Genomic DNA, 20,461 nt, shown 5'->3' with positions numbered 1-20,461 from the left:
TCAGCCCCTCAGTCCCATTCCAGGCCGCCGCGGCGCCACACGTAGGCGTAGGCGACGAAGACGGTGAGCACGAAGAGCAGCATCTCGACGAGCCCGAAGATCCCCAGGGAGTCGAAGGTGACGGCCCAGGGGTAGAGGAAGACAACTTCGATGTCGAAGACGATGAAGAGCATCGCCGTCAGGTAGTACTTGATGGGGAAGCGACCGCCGCCGGCCGGCGTGGGCGTCGGCTCGATGCCGCACTCGTACGCCTCTAGCTTCGCCCGGTTGTACCGTTTTGGGCCGATCAGCGTGGCCATGACCACGGAGAAGATCGCAAACCCTGCGCCGAGGGCGCCGAGCACGAGGATGGGCGCGTACGCATTCACGCTCCTCGCTCCTTCCAGTCGTCCTTGACCGTTGGACCGCTGTGCCGGCACCGAGCGAGCGGCCCCGCGAAGATCGCCCAACTCGACGAGATCGCATGTGAGGCAGTTCACAAGCCGGACTGCTGCGCATCTTATGCCCGGTGGTCTGTGATCTGCGACACGGGTAACAACAACGAGTTTGTGATCTCCACCACCTGACGAACGATCATGAAGTCCGATGAGCTGTGATCTTCATACGCGAAGCATCCACATGATCACCAAAGGTGACATCCGACCCCGTTACCGCAGGTAGAAGGGTGATGGCACTATCAAACGATGGCGGGTGCAGGCAAATTTGCGGGATCAAGCCTTGCACGGTAAAGGAAATCGCCGTCGCCCGGCCGGGGGAGGCCCCGGGGACGGGAGTGGACGGACGCATAGGGGGGCGGGACGCGTGCGCGCGTTCACGAGCGGCGGGCGCGGGCGGTCGGACCGCCGGGGGTGGCACCGCACGGGAAGTTCACGGACGGATCACGGACGGACCACAGGGCCCTCACAGTGAGATGGTTCTGTGACCTGCGCCACTCCGAATTCTTGGTTCCGAAAGCGGGCTTGGCCATCTGTCCGCGGTGATGGTAGGTCGTGGATCAATTCGGACTAATTGCGGAAACCCCTTGATCACAGCCTTGTGACGGCGTGTCCGATACGTCCGTTACGGCGTCAATAAGACGCGCGACGCGCCCGGTTAGCCCGGTTCGCGAACAACTGTGGCGCAGACCACGTTTCTTGAAGGGAACCCGGACCCCCTGATAGCGGTTGTCCTCATGTCCCACACCGCTCACATACCCAGCCACCGGAAGCCCCGTCGCAGCGCCTCGAAGCTCGCGGTCCGCGCCGGAGTTGCCGGTGGCGTCCTCAGCACCCTGGCGATGGCCGGCACGGCGAGCGCGTCCCCGTCCGAGCCCGTGACCGAGACGACGCTCGAAATGCCGGTCCTGAACCTGGACCTGGCCGCCGACGTCTCCTCCGCCGTCACCACCGCCGCCGAGAACACGGCCGCCGCCGCCGTCACCGGCGAGCTGCGCACCCAGGAGGAGCAGGCCCGCACCGGCGCCGCCGCCGAGGCCAAGAAGGCCAAGGAAGACGCCCAGAAGGCCGACGCCGAGAAGAAGGCGAAGGAGGAGGCGGACCGCAAGGCCGACGCCGAGCGCGCCACCCGCAGCTCTTCCCGCAACACCCTCCAGAACGCCTCCGCGTCGGACTCGGGCTCCGAGCTGGGCTCGGGCACCGTCACCGCCCCCGCGACCGGCTCCGCCGCCGCGATCGTCAACTACGCCCGCGCGCAGGTCGGCAAGGCGTACGTCACCGGCGGCACCGGCGCGAACGGCTCGTTCGACTGCTCCGGCCTCGTCCAGGCCGCCTACCGCCAGGCCGGCATCTCCCTGCCGCGCGTGTCGCAGGACCAGTCCACGAAGGGCCGTTCGGTCTCCCTGAGCGCCCTCCAGCCCGGCGACATCCTGTACTGGGGCCCCAGCGGCAGCGCCTACCACGTCGCCATCTACGTCGGCGGCGGCAAGTTCGTGGGCGCCCAGAACTCCGGCACGGGCGTCGTCGAGCGCTCCCTGAGCTACGACCCGCCGACGGGCGCCCGCCGCGTCCTCTGAGGCCTCTGAGGCCCCCCGAGGTCCCCTGAGGTTCCCCAGGGGCTCCTGAGCCCCTCTCGGCGCGTCCCGGCATGCTTCAGCACGGCCCGAGGGCCGGCACTCCCCCGCTCGGGGGCGGAGTGCCGGCCCTTTCCGCGTCCGCCGGCGCCCTGAGAAGATGGCGGTGCGCAGCGCACGATTCAGGCCAGGAGGTGGCGGACCGCGATGACCGACGCGTACGAGGAACACGACGGCGCCGACCCCACCCCCGTACCGGCCGCCACCGGGCTCTTCCTGCTCGCCGTCGGCGGCTGGCTGTTGAACACCACCCGTCCCTGGCACAAACCCGGACATCCCGTCATCCTGGGGCTCGGCTGGGCCCTTGCGTTCGGGCTGCTGCTGTGGGGCGCGGTGCTGGTGGCCCGCTGCGTACGGACGGTCCACGGCCCGCGGCGGTCGGCGTACGGGGACGGATCCGGCGGATCCGGGAACGGCGAAGCGGGCCGAACCGGTGGAAACCCGGCCCGCCCCGCTCCCTAGCCCAACACGCGGCTCGGGCCTTGGGGGCCACCTTGGTTCCGCTGAGGTAATCACCGGACGAGAAATTTCCTACCAGCGGTGCTACGTTTTAGGCATGAGCAGTCACGTAGCGCCCCAGGCCGTCGAGCGGGCCGGAAAGAGATCCGTGTCGCTCGCCCAGTCATTGATCAAGGAAGTTGAGGAACGCGCCGGCAAGAGCGGGTTCTCGTCTGTCGTGGCCGAAGCCCTGGAGGAATGGCTCGCCGCGCAGAAGCTCCGCGAGGTCGTGACCGCCGACCGCAAGGCGTTCGGCCCCGTCTCCGCCGAAGCACGGCGGCAGGCGGAACAGGAGTGGTAAGCAAGCGCCTCAAGATCAAGGCAAAGAGCGAGGGCACGCTCGTACTGGACGCCCAAGGGCTTTCACTGCACGTCGACGGTGACGAGGGGATGCGCGCGCGCATCGAGGTCGCTCAGCAGAACGGTCGGCGCGTGGCGCTGTCCGCCCTGACGCCCTTGGAGGTGCGCCGTACCGGCGAGGCCGCCAAGCGACTCCAGTTCCTGCTATCCCGGTTCGACGTGAAGCCGGTCAGCGACGCGGTGACAGAAGCCGCAGCAAAGCTGCTCGACGCCTCGGGTCTTGACGGCCACGAATGCCTCGTGGACGCACTCGTGGTGGCCACGGCCGCCCTCTGCACTCCCCCGGTACTGCTCGTCACTTCCGACACGTCGCACATCCCGGCACTGTGCAAGGCCGCCGAGGAACTGCCGGGCTCACCGAAGGTGAAGATCGTCAACGTCTGACGGTCGCATGCGGAGAGCCCGGCCGCTCGGCTCTCCGCAGAACGGCCGGGCCTTGAATCATCAGGCTTTTGGAGCGACCTTCGAGAGGCCGTTGATGATGCGGTCCATCGCGTCGCCGCCCGCCGGGTCGGTCAGGTTGGCCAGCATCTTCAGCGTGAACCGCATCAGCACCGGGTGCGTCAGGCCGCGCTGCGCGGCGACCTTCATGACCTTCGGGTTGCCGATCAGCTTCACGAAGGCGCGGCCCAGCGAGTAGTACCCGCCGTACGTCTCCTTGAGCACCTTCGGGTAGTTGTGCAGCGCCAGCTCGCGCTGGGCCGGGGTGGCCCGGGCGTGCGCCTGCACGATGACATCGGCGGCGATCTGCCCGGATTCCATCGCATACGCGATGCCCTCGCCGTTGAACGGGTTGACGAGCCCGCCCGCGTCGCCGACCAGCAGCAGGCCCTTGGTGTAGTGCGGCTGCCGGTTGAAGGCCATCGGCAGGGCCGCGCCGCGGATCGGCTGCGTCATGTTCTCGGGGGTGTAGCCCCAGTCCTCCGGCATGGACGCGCACCAGGCCTTGAGGACCTCGCGCCAGTCCAGCTCCCGGAAGGCGGAGGAGGAGTTGAGGATGCCGAGGCCGACGTTGGACGTGCCGTCGCCCATGCCGAAGATCCAGCCGTAGCCGGGCAGCAGCCGGTCCTGCGCACCACGCCGGTCCCACAGCTCCAGCCAGGACTCCAGGTAGTCGTCGTCGTGCCGCGGCGAGGTGAAGTACGTACGGACGGCGACGCCCATCGGGCGGTCCTCGCGCCGGTGCAGGCCCATCGCGAGGGACAGGCGCGAGGAGTTGCCGTCGGCGGCGACCACGAGCGGGGCGCTGAAGGTGACCGGGGTCTTCTCCTCGCCCAGCTTCGCGTGCACGCCGGTGATGTGGCCGGTGCGGGGGTCGCGGACGGGCTCGCCGACGTTGCAGCGCTCGTACAGGCGGGCGCCGGCCTTCTGGGCCTGGCGGGCCAGGGTCTCGTCGAAGTCGTCGCGCTTGCGGACGAGTCCGTAGTCCGGGAAGGAGGCGAGTTCCGGCCAGTCCAGCTGGAGCCGCTGGCCGCCGCCGATGATCCGCAGGCCCTTGTTGCGGAGCCAGCCGGCCTCTTCGGAGACGTCGATGCCCATCGCCACCAGCTGTTTGGTGGCGCGCGGGGTCAGACCGTCGCCGCAGACCTTCTCGCGCGGGAACGCCGTCTTCTCCAGCAGCAGGACGTCGAGTCCGGCCTTGGCGAGGTAGTAGGCGGTGGTCGAGCCGGCGGGCCCGGCCCCGACGACGATCACATCCGCGGAGTGTTCGGAGAGGGGCTCGGTCACTGCGGGGTCTCCCGAAGGCTCGATAAGGGGTGCCCAACGGCACGGGACATGTGCAGTCTATGCAGCGAGAGAGATCACGAACCCGAAGGGCTGCCCCGATGACCGCTTCGCCCACCTCGCCCGCCTCGCTCCCCACCGTCCGGCTGCGCGTACCGACCGACGAGGACGCACGGGCCTGGCACGAGGTCTTCGACGACCCCGACGTCATGGAGTTCCTCGGCGGACCCGCCGAGCTGTCCCTGTACGAGGAGTTCACGGCGCGCCAGCGGATGCACGACGCACAGCTCGGCTTCTGCCTGTGGACGCTGCTGGACGCGCAGGGCGCGGTCATCGGCTTCACCGGCGCGCAGCCGTGGCCCCAGGAGAAGGCGTGGGGCCCGGTCGGCGAGATCGAGATCGGCTGGCGCCTGGGCCGCTCCGCGTGGGGCAAGGGCTACGCGTACGCCGCGGCCCTGGCCACGCTGGAGCGGGTGCGCGCGGCCGGGACAGGACACGTGGTGGCGATGATCAACGACGGGAACCGCCGCTCGATCGCGGTCGCGGAACGCCTGGGCATGACCCTGGCGGACCGCTTCCTGCTCCCCGACGGCGTCCGCTACGCCCGCCGCTACGAACTCGCGCTCGCTCCCGAGTAGACCCGGGCGGACGGAGTCCGGCACGGACGGAGTCCGGCGCGTCAGAAAACGGACAGGCCGGTCAGCGTCGTGAAGCGGTCCAGGGCGGCCACGCCCGCAACGGAGTTGCCGTGCGGGTCCAGGCCCGGCGACCAGACGGCCAGCGTGCACACGCCCGGGACCACCGCCACGATGCCGCCGCCCACACCGCTCTTGCCGGGGAGACCGACGCGGTACGCGAACTCGCCTGCCGCGTCGTACGTCCCGCAGGTCAGCATCACCGCGTTGACCTGCTTGGCCTCGCTCCGCGTCAGCAGCCGCGAGCCGTCCGCCCGCAGCCCGTGCCGGGCCAGGAACCGCGCCGCCCGCGCCAGATCGGCACAGGTCATCTCGATCGAGCACTGCCAGAAGTAGTGGTCCAGCAGCGCCGGCACGGGGTTGTCGATGTTTCCGTACGAGGCCATGAAGTGCGCCAGCGCGGCGTTGCGGTCGCCGTGCTCGTGCTCCGAGGCCGCCACCTCCGCGTCGAAGCCGAGCTCCGGGTTGCCGCTCTCCTCCCGGAGGAACTTCAGCAGCTCGCTGCTCGCGTCGCCCGTCAGCGTCTGCAGCCGGTCCGTGACCACCAGCGCGCCCGCGTTGATGAACGGATTGCGCGGAACGCCGTTCTCGTACTCCAGCTGCACCAGGGAGTTGAACGGGTTGCCCGACGGCTCCCGGCCGACCCGCTCCCACAGGCTGTCGCCGCCCTCGGCCAGCGCCAGGGCCAGCGCGAAGACCTTGGTGATCGACTGGGCCGAGAACGGGACCTGCCAGTCCCCCACCCCGAAGACGTTCCCGTCGAGATCGGCGACGGCCATCCCGAACTGCCCGGGATCCACGGACGCGAGCGCCGGGATGTACTCGGCCGGCGTGCCGCTGCCCAGCAAGGGGGCGACGTCCGCCGCTATCCGCTCCAGGAGGGGCTGGTAGTCCACGGCCCGCTACGCCGTCTTGACGCCGCGGTGCAGCGCCACGATGCCGCCGCTCAGGTTCCGCCACGCCACCTTCGACCAGCCGGCCTTCTGCAGCAGCGCGGCCAGCGCCGGCTGGTCCGGCCACTCGCGGATCGACTCGGCGAGGTAGACGTACGCGTCGGGGTTGGAGGAGACCGCGCGGGCCACCGGCGGCAGCGCCCGCATCAGGTACTCCATGTAGACCGTCCGGAAGGGGGCCCAGGTGGGCTGCGAGAACTCGCAGATCACGACCTGCCCGCCCGGCTTGGTCACCCGGTACAGCTCCCGCAGCGCCGCGTCCGTGTCCTGCACGTTGCGCAGCCCGAAGGAGATCGTCACCGTGTCGAAGACGTCGTCCTTGAACGGCAGCTTCGTCGCGTCGCCCGCGGTCAGCGGCAGCCAGGAGTGCCGCTTCTTGCCCTCGCGGAGCATCCCGAGCGAGAAGTCGCAGGGGACGACGTACGCGCCCGTCGCGGCGAACGGCAGCGAGGAGGTCGCGGTTCCGGCGGCCAGGTCCAGCACCTTGTGACCGGGGCGCGCGCCGACCGCCTTGGCGACCTCCTTGCGCCACAGGCGGGCCTGCCCGAGGGAGAGGACGTCGTTGGTGAGATCGTAGTTCGCCGCCACACCGTCGAACATGGAGGCGACTTCGTGCGGCTGCTTGTCCAGGGAAGCGCGGGTCACTGGCGTTGGCCCCTCAGGTGCGGTGCGGTACGGGTGGGCGGATACCAGGCCATTCTCGCAGGCGGCGCCCGACCCCACCGCCGGGGGCACAACTGGCCCGATGGACAGTTACGCGGAGCCCACGCGTCCGCGTTGACTGGCGGCTATGGCCTGAAGAAGGCCTACCGAAACACCATATTCACGAACAAAGGGCTCCACGATGCCGGCAGGCAAACCCACCGGTCACGGTCAACGCTCCCGCCTCGGCCCCCGCGCGCAGCGGCGGGCCGAGCGGCGCAAGCGGCTCCGCCGCACGCTCCTCGGAACGGCCGCGGCGGTCGCCGTCGCCGCGACCGCCTACGCGGTCGTGCCGCTGGACGACGCCTCCTCCGCCTCCGACTCCGTGGCCGCTTCGCCGTCCGGTACGCCCGGTGCCGCCTCCGGTGAGCCCGGCCGGGTTCCCGCCGCCGCGGCCGCCTCCCCCTCGGCCTCGGCCGGGTCCGCCGCTCCCGGGGAACCCTCCGCCGACGCCTCGAAGCCGAGCGGCGGCGCCGGCGGCGGCCCGGCCGCCGGCAAGACCCCCCAGTCCGGCCCGGGCACCTTCGCGGCCTCCTCCCACTCGGGGCAGCCGCAGGGCAAGGGGACCGCCCGCAAGTGGCGGATCGAGGTGGAGGAGGGCAGCGGGGTCGACGCGAACGCCGCCGCGCAGTCCGTGGAGAAGATCCTCGGGGACCCGCGCGGCTGGATCAAGGACCCGGCGTACGGCTTCCAGCTCGTCGGGGCCGGCCAGCCGGTGGACTTCACCGTGAAGATCGCCACACCCACGACCACCGACCGGCTGTGCGAGGTGGTCACCCCCGAACTCATCGGCGAGACGAACTGCCGGGCCGGGCACACGGTCGTGGTGAACCTCAAGCGCTGGCTGGAGGGATCTCCGCAGTTCAAGGGGGCCGTGGAGGAGTACCGGGCACTGATCGTCAACCACGAGGTGGGCCACGAGCTCGGCCACGACCACGAGACCTGCCCGGGCCCCGGAAAGCCCGCTCCGGCGATGATGCAGCAGATCAAGGGGCTGCTCGGCTGCAAGGCCAATGCCTGGCCGTTCGACGGAAATGGAACCTACCTGTCAGGACCACCCGTCCCATAGGGCAGAGAGAGCGGCCGCCGGCCGCCGGCCAGGGACGAGGAGCGGAAACCGTGCGCGTCGTGAACTTCAGCGTCCCTGTGTGGTTCCCGCCCCGCGCGAGGGAGAAGGTGCGGCGGGACGAGGTCCAGCTCACCGAACAGGAGTCGGCGGTGTTCCTGTGCCTGGCGACCGGCGCGTCCAACGCGGAGCTGGCCGGCGAGCTCCAACTCTCCGTCAGCACGGTCAAGTTCCACGTGCACAACATAAGAGCGAAGCTGGGCGGCATCAGCCGCCTCCAGGCCTGCCTCCTGGCCGCCCTGGCCCGCGAATCCGCACGGCCCAGACCGGTCAGCGGCGGCGGTGCAGCAGCCGTCCCCCGATGACCGTGGCCACGCAGGTGGTCGCGCCCTGCGCGAGCAGCTCCGCCGGGCCCGGCACGGCGAACACCGCGAAGCGGGCCGGGGCGTCCGCGTCGAGCGCCCCGTGGAAGGCCTCCTCGGCCGACCGGCGCCCGGCGAACGGGTCCAGCGAGGGCTCCCCGACCGCGGCCGGGGGCAGGATCGTCAGGCCCGAGCGGACCACCGCCGTCCGTACCGCCGGGACCGTGAGCCTCCCGGTCACCGCCACCACCCCGCGGGCCAGCAGCTTCTGCGTGGCCCGGCGGGCGCTGTTGCCCCAGCGGGATTCCGTCAGCTTCAGGTCCGCCAGCGCCCCGGCCCCGGTGATCGGGTCGGACCCGAGCTCGGCGGTCTCGTACGGGTCGTCGGGGTAGTACGTCCGCTCCAGCAGTACGTCCGCGCCGCGCACGAGCAGCCCCGGGGTCAGCACCCCGGGCCAGCGCCGGACCCGCGCGTGCGGCCAGGCCGCGGCGAGCTCCTCGTACGGGCCCACCCGGGCGATCCGGTCGCCCTCGACCAGGACCGCCCCGGCGGGCAGCGGCGCACGGCCGGGCCCGGACAGGAGGACGTCGGCGGTGTGAAGCGTCAGCACGAGCGCGTCAGTTCGTGGAGATGAGCTTCAGCTCGGGGTGCGCCGTACCGCCCTCGATCGCCGTGGACGAGATGTGCGAGACCACGCGGTCGTCGACCGGGTCGTTCGCCGGGTCGTCGTGCACGAGGAGGTGCTCGTACGTGGTCGCGCGCTGCGCCGGGACGCGGCCCGCCTTGCGGATCAGGTCGATGATCTCCTGGCGGTTCGAGCGGTGCTTGGCACCCGCCGAGGAGACGACGTTCTCCTCCAGCATGATCGAGCCGAGGTCGTCCGCGCCGTAGTGCAGCGAGAGCTGGCCCGCCTCCTTGCCGACGGTCAGCCAGGAGCCCTGGATGTGGGCGATGTTGTCCAGGAAGAGCCGCGCGATCGCGATCATGCGCAGGTACTCGAAGACCGTCGCCTGGGTCCGGCCCTTGAGGTGGTTGTTCTCGGGCTGGTACGTGTACGGGATGAAGGCGCGGAAGCCGCCGGTGCGGTCCTGCGTGTCCCGGATCATCGCGATGTGCTCGATGCGCTCGGCGTTGGTCTCGCCGGTGCCCATCAGCATCGTGGAGGTGGATTCCACGCCCAGCTCGTGGGCGATCTCCATGATCTCCAGCCAGCGCTCGCCGGACTCCTTCAGCGGGGCGATCGCCTTGCGCGGCCGCTCCGGCAGGAGTTCGGCGCCGGCGCCCGCGAAGGAGTCGAGGCCGGCGGCGTGGATCCGCTTGATGGCCTCCTCCGCCGAGACGCCGGAGATCCGGGCCATGTGGTCGACCTCGGAGGCGCCGAGGGAGTGGATGACCAGCTGCGGGAACGCCTTCTTGATGGCGGAGAAGTGCTCCTCGTAGTACTCCACGCCGTAGTCCGGGTGGTGTCCGCCCTGGAACATGATCTGCGTGCCGCCGAGCTCCACGGTCTCCGCGCAGCGGCGCAGGATGTCGTCGAGGTCGCGGGACCAGCCCTTCTTGGTGTCCTTCGGGGCCGCGTAGAAGGCGCAGAACTTGCACGCCGTGACACACACGTTCGTGTAGTTGATGTTGCGCTCGATGATGTACGTCGCGATGTGCTCGGTGCCGGCGTAGCGGCGGCGGCGCGCCGCGTCGGCGGCCTGGCCGAGCGCGTGCAGCGGGGCGTGCCGGTAGAGGTCGAGCGCCTCTTCCCTGGTGATCCGGCCCCCTGCGGCGGCGCGGTCGAGGACAGACTGGAGAGCGGCCTGGTCGGTCACCGGTGCGTCACCTTTCGGCGGTGTCAAGAGGTACGGACCGATCCAGCGTACGCCAGGGCCCGTCGGCGGGTTTCAGGGGATGCGGGTCAGGTCGCCTTCGGGGTTTCCGGCCGGGCCGTCGCCCGACTTGTAGTGGAGCGTCCCGTTGGCGTTGAGGGTGAAGCGCTCGTCGGCGGAGCCGTTGGAGCAGACTCCGGGAGCCGGGTTGGGGCCGCCCGCCGTGTCCAGGACGAGGGAGCGGTCGGTGGCGGAGGCCAGCTTCCAGTCGCCGCTGCAGTCGGTGCCGAAGACCGGGACGATCGACTTGTCCCGGGCGACGACCTCGCCGACCCTGCCGGCCTTGATGGTGATCTCGAACTCGCTGGAGACCCCGGCGCGGGCGGTGGTGACCGTCCCCTTCCAGGTGCCCGTCAGCTCCTTGGGGACGTCGCCCCGGGTGCCGGTCGGCGCGCCCGTCGAGGGCTTGGCCGTCGACGGGGTGGCGGAGGGGGTCGCCGACTCCTTCGGGGCCGGCGTGCCGGACTGCGCCGATGCCGGGGGCCTGGCCGCGGTGTCGCCGGACGCGTGCTGGTCGGCGTCGCCGCTGCCCGGGAGCAGCCCCAGCCCGTACAGCCCGCCGCCGGACAGCACGGCCAGGACGGCCGTCGCCGCGAGGACCAGCGAGCAGCTGAACCGCCGCCCGGCCGCCTTGAAGGTGACCTGGCGCGCCTGGTCGGGGGAGGTCCGCGGCTGCGGCACCCCGCCCCCCGCGGTCTCGGTGGGGCTGTGCCCCGCGTCCGTCGGCGGCGGCCCGTAGGGCCCGTACGAGGGCCCAGCCCCGCCACCGGACCCGGCGGCGCTCCCGTACGAGGGGTCCGGCGCTCCGAAACCGACCGCAGGTCCCCCGTACGAGGAGGAGGTGAACGGCACCGGCCCGGACGCGGGTTCACCGGCGGGCGCCGCGGCACCCGCCGAGGGGCCCACCGGCGCGGCCTCCAGGTCCAGCAGGGCCGTGGCGGCGCGGCTGGCCTCCTCCACCACGGGGGCGGGGAGCCAGCCGGGAGCGCGCAGGGCGCCGGCGAGCGTCTGCGCGATCTCCGCCGGGGCGGGCCGGTCGGCGGCCGGCTTGGCCAGGCAGGCCGCGATCAGCTCGCGCAGCCCGCCGGCCGGGACGGCGTCGAGGTCCGGCGGCTCGTGGACCACCTTGTAGAGGAGCGTCGCCGAGTTGTCCCCGGTGAACGGCGGCCGCCCGGTCGCCGCGAAGGCCAGCACGGCGCCGAGCGAGAACACGTCGGCGGCCCCGGTGATCCCCTTGCCGAGGATCTGCTCGGGGGACATGTAGCCGGGGGAGCCGATGGAGACGCCGGTGGAGGTCAGCGAGGCCGTCCCGTCGGTGGCCCGGGCGATCCCGAAGTCGATGAGCCGGGGGCCGTCGAGGGTCAGCATCACGTTCGACGGCTTCACGTCCCGGTGGACCAGGCCCAGCCCGTGCACGGCCGTCAGCGCCCGGGCCAGGCCTTCGCCCACGGCCCGTACGGAGGCCTCCGGAAGGGGGCCGTGCGCGGCCACCGCACCGCCGAGCGAGGGGCCCGCCACGTACCCGGTGGCCACCCACGGCACCGCCGCCTCCGGGTCGGCGTCCAGCACGGGCGCGGTCCACTCGCCGCCGACCCGGCGCGCGGCCTCGACCTCGCGGCGGAAGCGGGCGCGGAACTCCTCGTCGGAGGCGAAGTGCGGGTGCACGATCTTGACGGCGACCGTCCGGCCGCCGGCGCTGCGGCCGAGGTAGACCCGCCCCATGCCGCCCGAGCCGAGCCGGCCGAGCAGCCGGTACGCGCCGATGGTCCGCGGTTCGCCGGCTTCGAGCGGCTGCATCGCGTCCCCCTCCCCCGTGGTCCCTGTGGGTGTCGTGCCTGTTGGCTTCGTGCCAGCAGAACCTTAGGGGCTGATCACCGTGGTGCGCCGGGGGTTGGGGCCATCGCACGGTCAGGCCGGCGCGACGGGGACCGACCCCTCGGGCGCGGGCGCGGCCGGTCCGCCGGGCTCGAACCCGGCGAGCATCTGCTCCAGGGCCTGCTGGTCGGGGCCGACGAAGGGGTCGATGCCCGCCGCGAGGGCGGCCGTCTCGACCATCCGGCCGGTGATCCCGACGGCGGGCGGCAGGTGCGTGGACGCCACGATCTCCGGGTCCATATCCCGCAGCGGCGCCACCGTGGCGAGGTAACGGTCGCGGTCCACGAGGTGCACCCACGGGCTGTCCACGGAGGCCCACAGGAGCTGGGCGGCCCGCAGGTCCTCGGCCCCGACCGCCGCGGCGTCGCCGCCGGCCGCGGTCTCCGCGCTGGGCATGGGCGCGCCGAAGCAGTCCGAGCTGAAGCAGGCCCGCGAGCGGTCGTCGTAGAAGCCGACGGTCGCGGGGTTGTCGAAGAGGGGCGGCCGGAAGGCGGCGAGCGAGCGGTCGCCGACGTCGAGGGACTGGCCGGGGTTCAGCAGGAACACCCGGTCCATGGGCAGCGGCCGCTCGCAGGACATCTCCCCGGCGCCGAGGAAGGTGGTCACGACCCTCGCCCGGGGCGCGGCGTCCAGCAGGGCGAACAGTCCGCCGGTGTGGTCCCGGTCGGGGTGGCTCAGCCAGATCCACCGGACGTCCGCGGGGTCGATCGCCGTGCCCAGCACTTCCAGGAAGTCGCGGTCGGGCAGACCGAGTCCGGTGTCGACGACGACGGGCTCGCGCGCGTGCAGGACGTACGCGTTGATCGGGATGAAGCCGATCCCGGGCACTTCGAGGCTGTCCCCGAGGACCGTGATGTCCGGGGCGATCTTGCGGTTCGTCATGGCGGCACTCCCATGGCCCCCTGGCATGAGAACGCTCGCGGCCACCGAGGAGAGGATGCCCCTCCTGTCCATGGTGGCCCGGGCGGGGCGGCACCGCACGCGCGCGGGGCCCGTGAATCGGACCTCCGCATTCCCGCTCCGGTGGTCCGGAAAGCGAAAAGAGGGGGAATTCCCGGGAAATGGCATATACCCCGCGAGCGGAACCCTGCCTACCGCCCGGTAAACCGATCACCGGAAGCGATCAGCAGTGCGCGCCGTCCCCGTTCAGCAGCTCCACCTCGACATCGGCGGCATAGCCCGTACTCGATCCCGTACGCCGGGCGAATTCCCTTACGCCGGCCAACTGTTCGGGCCCGAAGCGGAAGTCGAGCGTCGTGAAGTACCGCTCCAGCAGATCGGCGTCGAAGGCCTCCCAGCGGGCCGCCTGCTCGGCGACCTTGGCGACCTCCTCCAGGGAGAGGTCGCGCGAGTCGAGGAAGGCCTCGTGCACCTTCCGCACGACGCCCGGCTCACGGGCGAGGTAGTCCTTGCGGGCGGCCCAGACGGCGAAGACGAACGGCAGTCCGGTCCACTCCTTCCACATCAGCCCCAGGTCGTGCACGTCGAGACCGAGCCGGGGCGCGTCGTGCAGCGAGGCGCGCAGCGCGGCGTCCCCGATCAGCACCGCCGCGTCCGCCTCCTGCATCATCAGGCCCAGGTCGGGCGGGCAGGTGTAGTAGTCCGGCTGGACCCCGTACCGCTCGGAAAGCAGCAGCTGGGCGAGGCGTACGGACGTGCGGGAGGTCGAGCCGAGGGCGACCCGTGCCCCGTCCAGCCGCTCCAGCGGCACCTGCGAGACGATCACGCAGGACATGACCGGACCGTCGCAGCCGACCGCGAGATCGGGGAACGCGACGAGCTGGTCGGCGTTGCGGAGGAACTCCACGAGGGTGATCGGACCCATGTCGAGCTCCCCCTGGACGAGGCGCTCGCTGAGCTTCTCGGGGGTGTCCTTGGTCAGCTCCAGGTCCAGCAGCGTGCCGGTTCTGGCCAGTCCCCAGTAGAGCGGAAGGCAGTTCAGGAACTGAATGTGGCCGACGCGGGGCCGGCTGCGATAGACGTCCACATCGCGAGACTAGCCCCCGGGTCTCCGTCAGCCTTCGGGCGGGCCTCAAACGTCCGGGTGACGTGATCTTTCCCTCTGGTCTCCGCCACAGGGTGCGTGCTAGGCTCGTCGCAAGTTGCAGTTTGGTTTCCCTTGCAGTACGAGGCCTGCGGAGAATGTGACCCGCAGGCTTTTGTAGTTTTCAGACTTCTTAGCAGGTTCTGGAGCAGGGCGACCCTTTGGCCCATAGGAGGGCTCATGGCTACCGGAACCGTGAAGTGGTTCAACGCTGAAAAGGGCTTCGGCTTCATCGCCCAGGACGGCGGCGGCCCGGATGTCTTCGTCCACTACTCCGCGATCAACGCCTCTGGCTTCCGCTCCCTCGAGGAGAACCAGATGGTGAACTTCGACGTCACGCAGGGTCCGAAGGGCCCGCAGGCGGAGAACGTCACCCCGGCCTAGTCGCCTGGGCCAACCTAATCGCGGTTGGATAGCAGTACCCAAGGAGCCCTGCCTCCTCCGTGCGAGCGGAGGTCGCGGGGCTCCTGCCTTTGTTCGAGGGCTCGCGCGATCGGCTCCCGACGCAGACCGCCCCGGTCACCGTGTCCACGGTGACCGGGGCGGTCTGCGTTTGCGGAAGGCCTACGACGCCGGCGGCGGCGTCGTCGTCGGGGCCGCCGTGATCTTGAGGTCCAGGACCAGGACCACGTTGTCCTTCGTGATCAGGCGCAGGTGGTACGTGCCCGGGGCGACGTCCGCCGTGAACAGCTCCGGCAGCGCGATCTTGCCGTCGGCGCCGGTCGGGGCCAGGAGCAGGCTCGTCACCTTGGCGCCGTCCTTGTCCTTGAACCACGGCCCCTTGGACTTCGCCGGGTCCACCGGGACCCACGCACCGCTTTCGTTCTTCTCGACCAGGCCCGCCGTGACCTGCGTACCCTCCGCGGCCTTGCCCTGAGCCGTGGCCGTGACCTCCAGCCCCTTGAGGCTCTTGCCCGCCTCGACCTCCAGCGGCTTGTCCGCACCGGCGTCGGTCCGGGCCAGCTTGTCCGCGACCGGGGCCGGCTTCGCCGTCACCGTGCCGGTGAACTTCACCGTCAGCTGCGCCTCGGTGTTGTACGCCGCCACCCGCAGGGTGAAACCGCCCGCCTTGGCACCGGCCTTCAGGCCGGGCAGGGCCGCGATGCCCTCGGAGTCGGTCTCGACCACGAGGAAGGTCTTGCCCTCGGCGCCGATGGAGGACCCCGTGGTGTCGTCCTTGAGCTCGAACAGGATCGGCTTCGCGGCGGCCGGCTTGCCGTCGCTGAGCACCGCCTTGACCCGCGGGACCGTCGTGAACGCGGACCCGGCCTCGGCCTTGAGCTCCGCGCTGCCGAGCAGCTCCAGCTTGGCCAGGCTCGGCGTCGGCGTGGGCTTCTGCGGCTCTTCCGGCTTCGACGGCGTGGGCGTCGGGGTCGGGGTGGGCGTGGGCTTGGGCTTGGGCGTCGGGGTGGGAGTCGGGGTCGGGGTGGTCGGCCTCGGCGTGGGCAGCGTGGTCGTGGGCGGCGTCGGGAAGCTCCCCGCGGGCGGGTTCGGCACCCCGGCGACACCGCTCTGGTACTGGTGCATGTACCCGACCACGGTGTTCACGTACTCGCGCGAGTTGTTGTAGCTGAGGATCGCCCGGTCGAGCTGCGCCTCGTCCGAGAGGTTCCGGTCGCCCGCGCACAGGTAGAGACCCGCACCCAGCGCCGCGTCGTAGATGTTGTTCGGGTCCCGCTTGGAGTCGCCGTTGCCGTCGGCGCCCCACTTGGCCCAGGTGGACGGGATGAACTGGAGCGGGCCGACGGCGCGGTCGTAGACGGCGTCCCCGTCGAACTCGCCCTTGTCGGTGTCCTTGATCTCGGCGAAACCGTTGCCGTCGAGGCGCGGGCCGCGGATCGGCTTCTCGGTGTAGCCGTCGGCCTTGAGCCCGTAACCCGAGGCGTGGACGGACTCGACGCGGCCGATGCCGGCGAGCAGCTGCCAGGGCAGCTTGCAGCCGGGGAGCGCGGCGCCCACGGAGAGCTCGGCGCGCTGGTACGCGTCGAGGGCGGTCGCGGGTATGCCGCTGGCCCCCTCACCGGCGCCCGCACCCGCGGCGGGCGGTACGGCCGGGTCGGCGAGCGGGTCGGGCAGGTCGAGGCGGGCATCGCCGCGGTCGGTGGCCTGGGGGCTGTCCGGGGTCGGCTCGGACTCGCCCGCGTCGGCGGTGGACGTGTTGGTCACCACTGCGGCGGTCGTCAGGCTGGCCGCGAGCGCGGCCGTGCACAGGACCTTGCGCGAGGTGTTGACGAGGTGACGGTGAAGCGGCTTCACAGTGCGGCGATCCCCCCAAGGCGGCCGACAAGGTATACGGCGGGTCGAGCCGTGGATATCCACTGTCTATCAGGTATTCGGACACGACTCACCGGCGTCCCGGCAGATGTGACACACCATTCGTCTCGGCTTCACCGGGTCCTCACGACCGTTCGCACAAAGGACGTTGACCCATGAGGGAAAGACCCCGAAATCCTACCGTTTGACCGAACCGGAAGTCCTGACGCGCCGCGCACCGGAGACGGCCCCGGCCGGACCTACGGTGGGGTGCCATGACCACCACCGAGCCGGTCCGCGTCCCCGACCTGTCGGACCGCCCCCACCAGCTGACCGTAGAGCGGTCGATGATCGCCACCGAGCACACCCTGTACGCCGGGTGGACCGAGGAGTTCGACCGCTGGTTCGCGGCGCCGGGCTCTGTCCTGATGAAGGCCGAGGTGAACGCGCCGTACTTCTTCGAAACGGAGTTCACGCCGGAGCCGGGAGCTCCGGCGACCAGGCACCCCCACTACGGACGCTTCCTGCGCCTGGTCCCGAACCGGCTGGTGGAACTGACCTGGGTGACGGGCCGGGGCGGCACGGAGGGCGCCGAGACGGTGGTCACCGTGGAGCTCCTCCCGCACCCGATCGGCACCCATGTGCGGCTGACGCACGCGGGGTTCCACGACGAGGCCGCCCGGGACCGGCACGAGTCGGCCTGGCAACAGGTCCTGGTGCAGCAGGACGAGGTGCTGACCGGGGACGAGTGAGGAGCGGCCCGACCGCCGCTACAGGCAGGCCCACACCGTCTTCCCCGGATGCCCGGGCGGCCGGTCCCGCACCCCCCACTCCCGGGCCACGGCCTCCACCACCACGAGCCCCCGCCCGCCCTCCGCCGACCACGGATCGGCGGGCGCCGGCGCCCGTGGCGGCCGCTGCTCCCCTCGCGCATCGCTGACCTCCACCCACACCCGCCGCCCGTCGTACCGGAGTACGACCTCGAAATTCCGCCCGGGTACGTGCCCGTGCACGACGGCGTTGGCGGCGAGCTCGCCGATCACGAGCTCGACGTCCTCGGCGAGCGTGCAGCCGTAGGGGATCCCCCAGGCGTCCAGCTGAACCCCCACGAGCCGCCGCGCGAGCCGCGCCCCGCGCCGGGTGGCGCTGAGCAGCATCCGGGACTCGCGCGTCCCGGGGGCCTCGCGGCCCTCTTGTGCAATGTCACTGATTTCGGTCGTCACCTCACCGAGCGTGTCCGGAGCGCCGTACGCTTTCCAGAGGCGGCGGCACTACGGCCGAGTCCCGTAGGGCCGACGCCTGTTGCGTGTACGGCCCGTACGGACGAGGGCGGTTCAGCCGATGAACGACCTGTCAGACCGCGAGGAACAGCCGGAGCGACCAGTGGAGGTCGACGGCACGACACACCTCTTCAAAGCGCTCGGCAAAATGATCAAGCTGCTGAGAGAAGCGGCGGGCCTCCAGCAGAAGGAACTGGCCGCGCTGGTGCATGTGAGCGAGGACCTGGTGTCCTCGATCGAACGGGGAGTACGCACCCCCCAGCCGGAGTTCCTGGAGAACGCCGACCGCGCGCTGGGCGCCAGAGGCGTCCTGCTGGTGGCGATCCCGGAGGTGAAGGAGGCGCTGCGGCGGGCGCGGACGCGGCATCCGGATTGGTTCCGGAAGTTCGCGGAGGCGGAGGCCTCGTCGGTTGCGCTGCACTATTACGGACATCAAGGTGTGCCCGGCATGCTGCAGACGGAGGCCCACGCCCGGGCCATCTTCGCGAAGCGCCGACCGCTGCTGTCTGCGGAAACGATCGAGAAGCGAGTGACCGATCGGCTGGCCCGCCAACAAATCTTCGAGCGGTGGCCGTCTCCCACGTTCAGCTTCGTGCTTGATCACAGCGTGCTGATGCGCCCCGTGGGCGGGCGGGCCGCGCACGAAGAGCAGCTGCGCCGCTTCATCGAGATCGGCAGGCTGCGAACCGTCGAGCTGCAGGTCATGCCTTTCAACCGGGGCGAACACGCGGCGATGGGTGGGTCGTTCACCCTCCTCACTCCCAAGGGTCGCCAACAGGTGGCCTATACCGAGAGTTACGGCCATCCCCACCTCATCACCGACCATGAGCAGGTACGGATCTACGCGGAGCGGTATGGGATCATCCGGGCGCAGGCACTCACGCCGGACGAGTCACTGGCTCTGATCGAGAAAACGCTGGGAGAAAGATGAACACCACCAACCTGGCTTGGTTCAAGAGCTCCTACAGCGACGGCGAAGGCGGCGAGTGCCTCGAAGTCGCCTACACCTGGAGGAAGTCGAGCTACAGCAGTGGCGAGGGCGGCCAGTGCGTCGAGGTGGGGGCGTGCGCCGACGCCGTCCACATCCGGGACTCGAAGGTGACGGCCGGCCCGGAGCTGGCCGTGCACCCCGCGACCTGGACGGCATTCCTCGGCGGGGTCACCGGAGCCTGAGCTCCGGCCAACCGGCATCAGAGGGAGTCCGGGGGTTTCCCGGCGTCGCTTCGCGATGTCGCTGCGCTCCACCCTTGACTGCCCGGCCCGCCCCGGAATGCCATAAGACTGTCGGGAAGCCCCCGAAGGACGGTCAGGGGGGACGGTTACCCACACGGGTGCGTCAGGGATGCCGACCTTGCCACCCCGTTCAGCCGCACCCAGCCCCACCAGGACTATCAAGTAGCGCAGGGTGAGGGGCGCGTCAGATCGCTACGCGCTCCTCACGGCCTGGCGTCCGACGACCGTCTGGGGCTGGTCTTAGGCCGCCCACGACCGGCAGGTGGTCAGCTGTGCTCGGGCTCCACGGGGAGCCAGAGTTCGGCCTCGGCCTCGGTGTTGTCCGGCGACATCCGGACGCGGAGGATCTCAGGGCCGGAGCGACTGCGGTACGCGTTCGACGGGAACCATTCGGTGAACACGTCCCGCCACAGCTCCTGGATGGCCTGCGGCATCGACCCGGAGGCGTTGAAGACCGCCCAGGTGCCGGCCGGGACGGCCAGGGCGCTCTCCGGGGCGGCGGACGTGATCACGCCGTGGTAGTAGTCGAGTTCGGTACCCTCGGCCCGGCTGGGGTCCAGGTCGTCGCAGACCGCGACGATGCCGTGGGGCTCCTGGTCCGAGAGCTTCTCCAGGCTCTCCAACGTCTGCGGGTCGATCCCTCGGACGAAGTCCATGATCGCCTGATTCGGCCCCGCATGCACCAGGGGTACCCGGGCCTTGGGCCCGGCGACGGTGAAGGCCGGCTTGTCCACAATGCGGTAGCGCATGCTGCTGCTCCCTTCGATGGTGAGACGGAAGGCCATCCGGGACTGGGAGCTGAGCGCGGCGCCGGTACGCCGGGCCTCGCCCGGTCCGATGCCGTGCATGGCACGGAACGCACGCGCGAACGCCTCACCCGAGCCGTAGCCGTAGCGCACGGCGATATCCAGCAACGTCTCACGCCCTGCGAGCACTTCGGCCCCCGCGAGGGTGAGCCGACGGCGCCGGATGTACTCCGACAGCGGCATGCCCGACAGCGCGGAGAACATCCGGCGCAGGTGGTACTCCGAGGTGGCCGTGATGCGTGCCAGCTCATCCGCTTCGATCGCCTGGTCGAGATGGCGCTCGATGTGCTCCATGGCCTGGTTCAGCCGCTCCAACATGCCCGGTGTCCTTCCTCTTTACGATCACCACGCTAGGCAGCGCCCACCCTGCCGGACCCGACATCCTGTGCCCGATCAAGTCGGGTGCCTTTCCCAGCCCCAGACGGTCGCCGGACGCCATGCCGAGAGGAGCGCGTAGCGATCTGACGCGCCCTCGGGCGCCCCGGGCTTGGTGGTCCTGGTGGGCTGGGTGCGGGTGAACACGGAGGTCCCGATCCGCATCTCTGATGCGGCCGCTCCTGGTCGGATCACCTCCCGGCCATCCTTCGGGGGCTTCCCGGCAGTCTTATGGCATTCCGGGGCGGGGCGGTCAGTCAAGGGTGGCCGAAGGCCATCGCGAAGCGACGCG

The 20,461-nt window shown here is 70.9% G+C and carries 23 protein-coding genes; 11 read left to right on the top strand and 12 right to left on the bottom strand.

From position 1 onward, the window contains the following. Positions 1–8 precede the first annotated feature (8 nt). Entirely contained in the window at positions 9–368 is a 360-nt protein-coding gene (locus ADK52_RS33800) for an NADH-quinone oxidoreductase subunit A (protein ID WP_030028256.1), read from the bottom strand. A gap of 803 nt (positions 369–1,171) precedes the next feature. Here ADK52_RS33800 and ADK52_RS33795 point away from each other — a divergent pair. The 4 genes from ADK52_RS33795 (at position 1,172) to ADK52_RS33785 (ending at position 3,310) form a co-directional block, all read left to right on the top strand. Continuing rightward, positions 1,172–2,011, top strand: coding sequence for a C40 family peptidase (locus tag ADK52_RS33795; protein ID WP_053693692.1), 840 nt, complete (start codon positions 1,172–1,174; stop codon positions 2,009–2,011). A 204-nt stretch (positions 2,012–2,215) separates the two neighbouring features. Continuing rightward, positions 2,216–2,530: a hypothetical protein gene (locus ADK52_RS33790; protein ID WP_053693691.1), complete on the top strand. Its 315-nt coding sequence runs from the start codon at positions 2,216–2,218 to the stop codon at positions 2,528–2,530. Between the two features lie 94 nt (positions 2,531–2,624). Then, entirely contained in the window at positions 2,625–2,867 is a 243-nt protein-coding gene (locus ADK52_RS42690) for a hypothetical protein (protein WP_147420012.1), read from the top strand. Continuing rightward, entirely contained in the window at positions 2,861–3,310 is a 450-nt protein-coding gene (locus ADK52_RS33785) for a hypothetical protein (RefSeq protein ID WP_063784003.1), read from the top strand. The genes ADK52_RS42690 and ADK52_RS33785 overlap by 7 nt, the downstream gene beginning before the upstream one ends. Before the next feature lie 60 nt (positions 3,311–3,370). Here ADK52_RS33785 and ADK52_RS33780 read toward each other — a convergent pair whose 3' ends face one another. Further along, positions 3,371–4,654, bottom strand: coding sequence for a geranylgeranyl reductase family protein (locus ADK52_RS33780; protein ID WP_053693690.1), 1,284 nt, complete (start codon positions 4,652–4,654; stop codon positions 3,371–3,373). A gap of 98 nt (positions 4,655–4,752) precedes the next feature. Between ADK52_RS33780 and ADK52_RS33775 the strand changes: the two genes are divergently transcribed. Beyond that, positions 4,753–5,289, top strand: coding sequence for a GNAT family N-acetyltransferase (locus tag ADK52_RS33775; RefSeq protein ID WP_053693689.1), 537 nt, complete (start codon positions 4,753–4,755; stop codon positions 5,287–5,289). 41 nt (positions 5,290–5,330) lie between these two features. Here ADK52_RS33775 and ADK52_RS33770 read toward each other — a convergent pair whose 3' ends face one another. Together ADK52_RS33770 and ADK52_RS33765 are read right to left on the bottom strand one after the other, a co-directional pair. Continuing rightward, the gene (locus tag ADK52_RS33770) at positions 5,331–6,242 is read right to left on the bottom strand and encodes a glutaminase (protein WP_053693688.1); all 912 of its coding nucleotides are present in this window, start codon (positions 6,240–6,242) and stop codon (positions 5,331–5,333) included. Between the two features lie 6 nt (positions 6,243–6,248). After that, positions 6,249–6,944 (bottom strand): demethylmenaquinone methyltransferase, encoded by a 696-nt coding sequence (locus ADK52_RS33765; RefSeq protein ID WP_030162018.1) that lies wholly within the window; start codon positions 6,942–6,944, stop codon positions 6,249–6,251. Positions 6,945–7,143: 199 nt separating this feature from the next. On the opposite strand from ADK52_RS33765, the gene ADK52_RS33760 reads away from it, so the two are divergent. Both ADK52_RS33760 and ADK52_RS33755 read left to right on the top strand, forming a co-directional pair. Next, the gene (locus tag ADK52_RS33760) at positions 7,144–8,070 is read left to right on the top strand and encodes a DUF3152 domain-containing protein (RefSeq protein ID WP_053693687.1); all 927 of its coding nucleotides are present in this window, start codon (positions 7,144–7,146) and stop codon (positions 8,068–8,070) included. 50 nt (positions 8,071–8,120) lie between these two features. Next, positions 8,121–8,432 (top strand): response regulator transcription factor, encoded by a 312-nt coding sequence (locus ADK52_RS33755; protein ID WP_053693686.1) that lies wholly within the window; start codon positions 8,121–8,123, stop codon positions 8,430–8,432. Here ADK52_RS33755 and ADK52_RS33750 read toward each other — a convergent pair. From ADK52_RS33750 to ADK52_RS33730, 5 genes are all read right to left on the bottom strand, one after another. Further along, complete coding sequence (locus ADK52_RS33750; protein WP_053693685.1) at positions 8,398–9,039, bottom strand: imidazolonepropionase-like domain-containing protein; 642 nt, start codon at positions 9,037–9,039, stop codon at positions 8,398–8,400. The two genes, ADK52_RS33755 and ADK52_RS33750, sit on opposite strands and share 35 nt — an antisense overlap. Positions 9,040–9,046: 7 nt before the next feature. Then, positions 9,047–10,246, bottom strand: a complete 1,200-nt coding sequence (gene mqnC, locus ADK52_RS33745) for a cyclic dehypoxanthinyl futalosine synthase (protein ID WP_053693684.1) — start codon at positions 10,244–10,246, stop codon at positions 9,047–9,049. A gap of 72 nt (positions 10,247–10,318) precedes the next feature. Beyond that, the gene (locus tag ADK52_RS33740; protein ID WP_053693683.1) at positions 10,319–12,100 is read right to left on the bottom strand and encodes a serine/threonine-protein kinase; all 1,782 of its coding nucleotides are present in this window, start codon (positions 12,098–12,100) and stop codon (positions 10,319–10,321) included. Between the two features lie 111 nt (positions 12,101–12,211). Beyond that, a complete protein-coding gene (locus ADK52_RS33735; RefSeq protein WP_053693682.1) occupies positions 12,212–13,060 on the bottom strand; it encodes an MBL fold metallo-hydrolase in 849 nt (282 codons plus the stop codon). A gap of 241 nt (positions 13,061–13,301) precedes the next feature. Continuing rightward, a complete protein-coding gene (locus ADK52_RS33730; RefSeq protein ID WP_053693681.1) occupies positions 13,302–14,165 on the bottom strand; it encodes a menaquinone biosynthetic enzyme MqnA/MqnD family protein in 864 nt (287 codons plus the stop codon). 237 nt (positions 14,166–14,402) lie between these two features. Here ADK52_RS33730 and ADK52_RS33725 point away from each other — a divergent pair, with 237 nt between their 5' ends. Beyond that, a complete protein-coding gene (locus tag ADK52_RS33725; RefSeq protein ID WP_030162033.1) occupies positions 14,403–14,606 on the top strand; it encodes a cold-shock protein in 204 nt (67 codons plus the stop codon). Between the two features lie 180 nt (positions 14,607–14,786). Here the strand turns inward: ADK52_RS33725 and ADK52_RS42685 are convergent, their stop codons facing one another. Further along, a complete protein-coding gene (locus tag ADK52_RS42685; RefSeq protein ID WP_199828591.1) occupies positions 14,787–16,478 on the bottom strand; it encodes a lytic transglycosylase domain-containing protein in 1,692 nt (563 codons plus the stop codon). A 272-nt stretch (positions 16,479–16,750) separates the two neighbouring features. Between ADK52_RS42685 and ADK52_RS33715 the strand changes: the two genes are divergently transcribed. Further along, the gene (locus ADK52_RS33715) at positions 16,751–17,227 is read left to right on the top strand and encodes an SRPBCC family protein (protein ID WP_053693680.1); all 477 of its coding nucleotides are present in this window, start codon (positions 16,751–16,753) and stop codon (positions 17,225–17,227) included. An 18-nt stretch (positions 17,228–17,245) separates the two neighbouring features. Here the strand turns inward: ADK52_RS33715 and ADK52_RS33710 are convergent, their stop codons facing one another. After that, positions 17,246–17,698 carry an ATP-binding protein gene (locus tag ADK52_RS33710; protein WP_324615953.1) on the bottom strand — a complete coding sequence of 151 codons (453 nt, stop codon included), beginning with the start codon at positions 17,696–17,698 and terminating at the stop codon, positions 17,246–17,248. Positions 17,699–17,816: 118 nt separating this feature from the next. Between ADK52_RS33710 and ADK52_RS33705 the strand changes: the two genes are divergently transcribed. After that, positions 17,817–18,686 carry a helix-turn-helix domain-containing protein gene (locus ADK52_RS33705; protein ID WP_053693678.1) on the top strand — a complete coding sequence of 290 codons (870 nt, stop codon included), beginning with the start codon at positions 17,817–17,819 and terminating at the stop codon, positions 18,684–18,686. After that, positions 18,683–18,928: a DUF397 domain-containing protein gene (locus ADK52_RS33700; RefSeq protein ID WP_053693677.1), complete on the top strand. Its 246-nt coding sequence runs from the start codon at positions 18,683–18,685 to the stop codon at positions 18,926–18,928. Before ADK52_RS33705 ends, ADK52_RS33700 begins: the two co-directional genes overlap by 4 nt. A 326-nt stretch (positions 18,929–19,254) precedes the next feature. Here ADK52_RS33700 and ADK52_RS33695 read toward each other — a convergent pair whose 3' ends face one another. Further along, positions 19,255–20,112, bottom strand: a complete 858-nt coding sequence (locus ADK52_RS33695) for an AraC family transcriptional regulator (protein ID WP_053693676.1) — start codon at positions 20,110–20,112, stop codon at positions 19,255–19,257. Between the last annotated feature and the right edge of the window lie 349 nt (positions 20,113–20,461).

Source organism: Streptomyces sp. WM6372, from assembly GCF_001279655.1.
In the GTDB taxonomy this organism is placed as follows: Bacteria; Actinomycetota; Actinomycetes; order Streptomycetales; family Streptomycetaceae; genus Streptomyces.
The sequence above is the reverse complement of the archived record's forward strand: the minus strand, read 5'-3'. Positions and strand labels throughout refer to the sequence as shown.

Excerpts from the sequence above, each read along its gene's own strand:
- ADK52_RS33795 (WP_053693692.1), top strand. The coding sequence starts at position 1,172 with ATGTCCCACACCGCTCACATACCCAGCCACCGGAAGCCCCGTCGCAGC.
- ADK52_RS33790 (WP_053693691.1), top strand. The coding sequence starts at position 2,216 with ATGACCGACGCGTACGAGGAACACGACGGCGCCGACCCCACCCCCGTA.
- ADK52_RS42690 (WP_147420012.1), top strand. The coding sequence starts at position 2,625 with ATGAGCAGTCACGTAGCGCCCCAGGCCGTCGAGCGGGCCGGAAAGAGA.
- ADK52_RS33775 (WP_053693689.1), top strand. The coding sequence starts at position 4,753 with ATGACCGCTTCGCCCACCTCGCCCGCCTCGCTCCCCACCGTCCGGCTG.
- ADK52_RS33760 (WP_053693687.1), top strand. The coding sequence starts at position 7,144 with ATGCCGGCAGGCAAACCCACCGGTCACGGTCAACGCTCCCGCCTCGGC.
- ADK52_RS33740 (WP_053693683.1), bottom strand. The coding sequence starts at position 12,100 with ATGCAGCCGCTCGAAGCCGGCGAACCGCGGACCATCGGCGCGTACCGG.
- ADK52_RS33735 (WP_053693682.1), bottom strand. The coding sequence starts at position 13,060 with ATGACGAACCGCAAGATCGCCCCGGACATCACGGTCCTCGGGGACAGC.
- ADK52_RS33725 (WP_030162033.1), top strand. The coding sequence starts at position 14,403 with ATGGCTACCGGAACCGTGAAGTGGTTCAACGCTGAAAAGGGCTTCGGC.
- ADK52_RS33715 (WP_053693680.1), top strand. The coding sequence starts at position 16,751 with ATGACCACCACCGAGCCGGTCCGCGTCCCCGACCTGTCGGACCGCCCC.
- ADK52_RS33705 (WP_053693678.1), top strand. The coding sequence starts at position 17,817 with ATGAACGACCTGTCAGACCGCGAGGAACAGCCGGAGCGACCAGTGGAG.
- ADK52_RS33700 (WP_053693677.1), top strand. The coding sequence starts at position 18,683 with ATGAACACCACCAACCTGGCTTGGTTCAAGAGCTCCTACAGCGACGGC.
- ADK52_RS33695 (WP_053693676.1), bottom strand. The coding sequence starts at position 20,112 with ATGTTGGAGCGGCTGAACCAGGCCATGGAGCACATCGAGCGCCATCTC.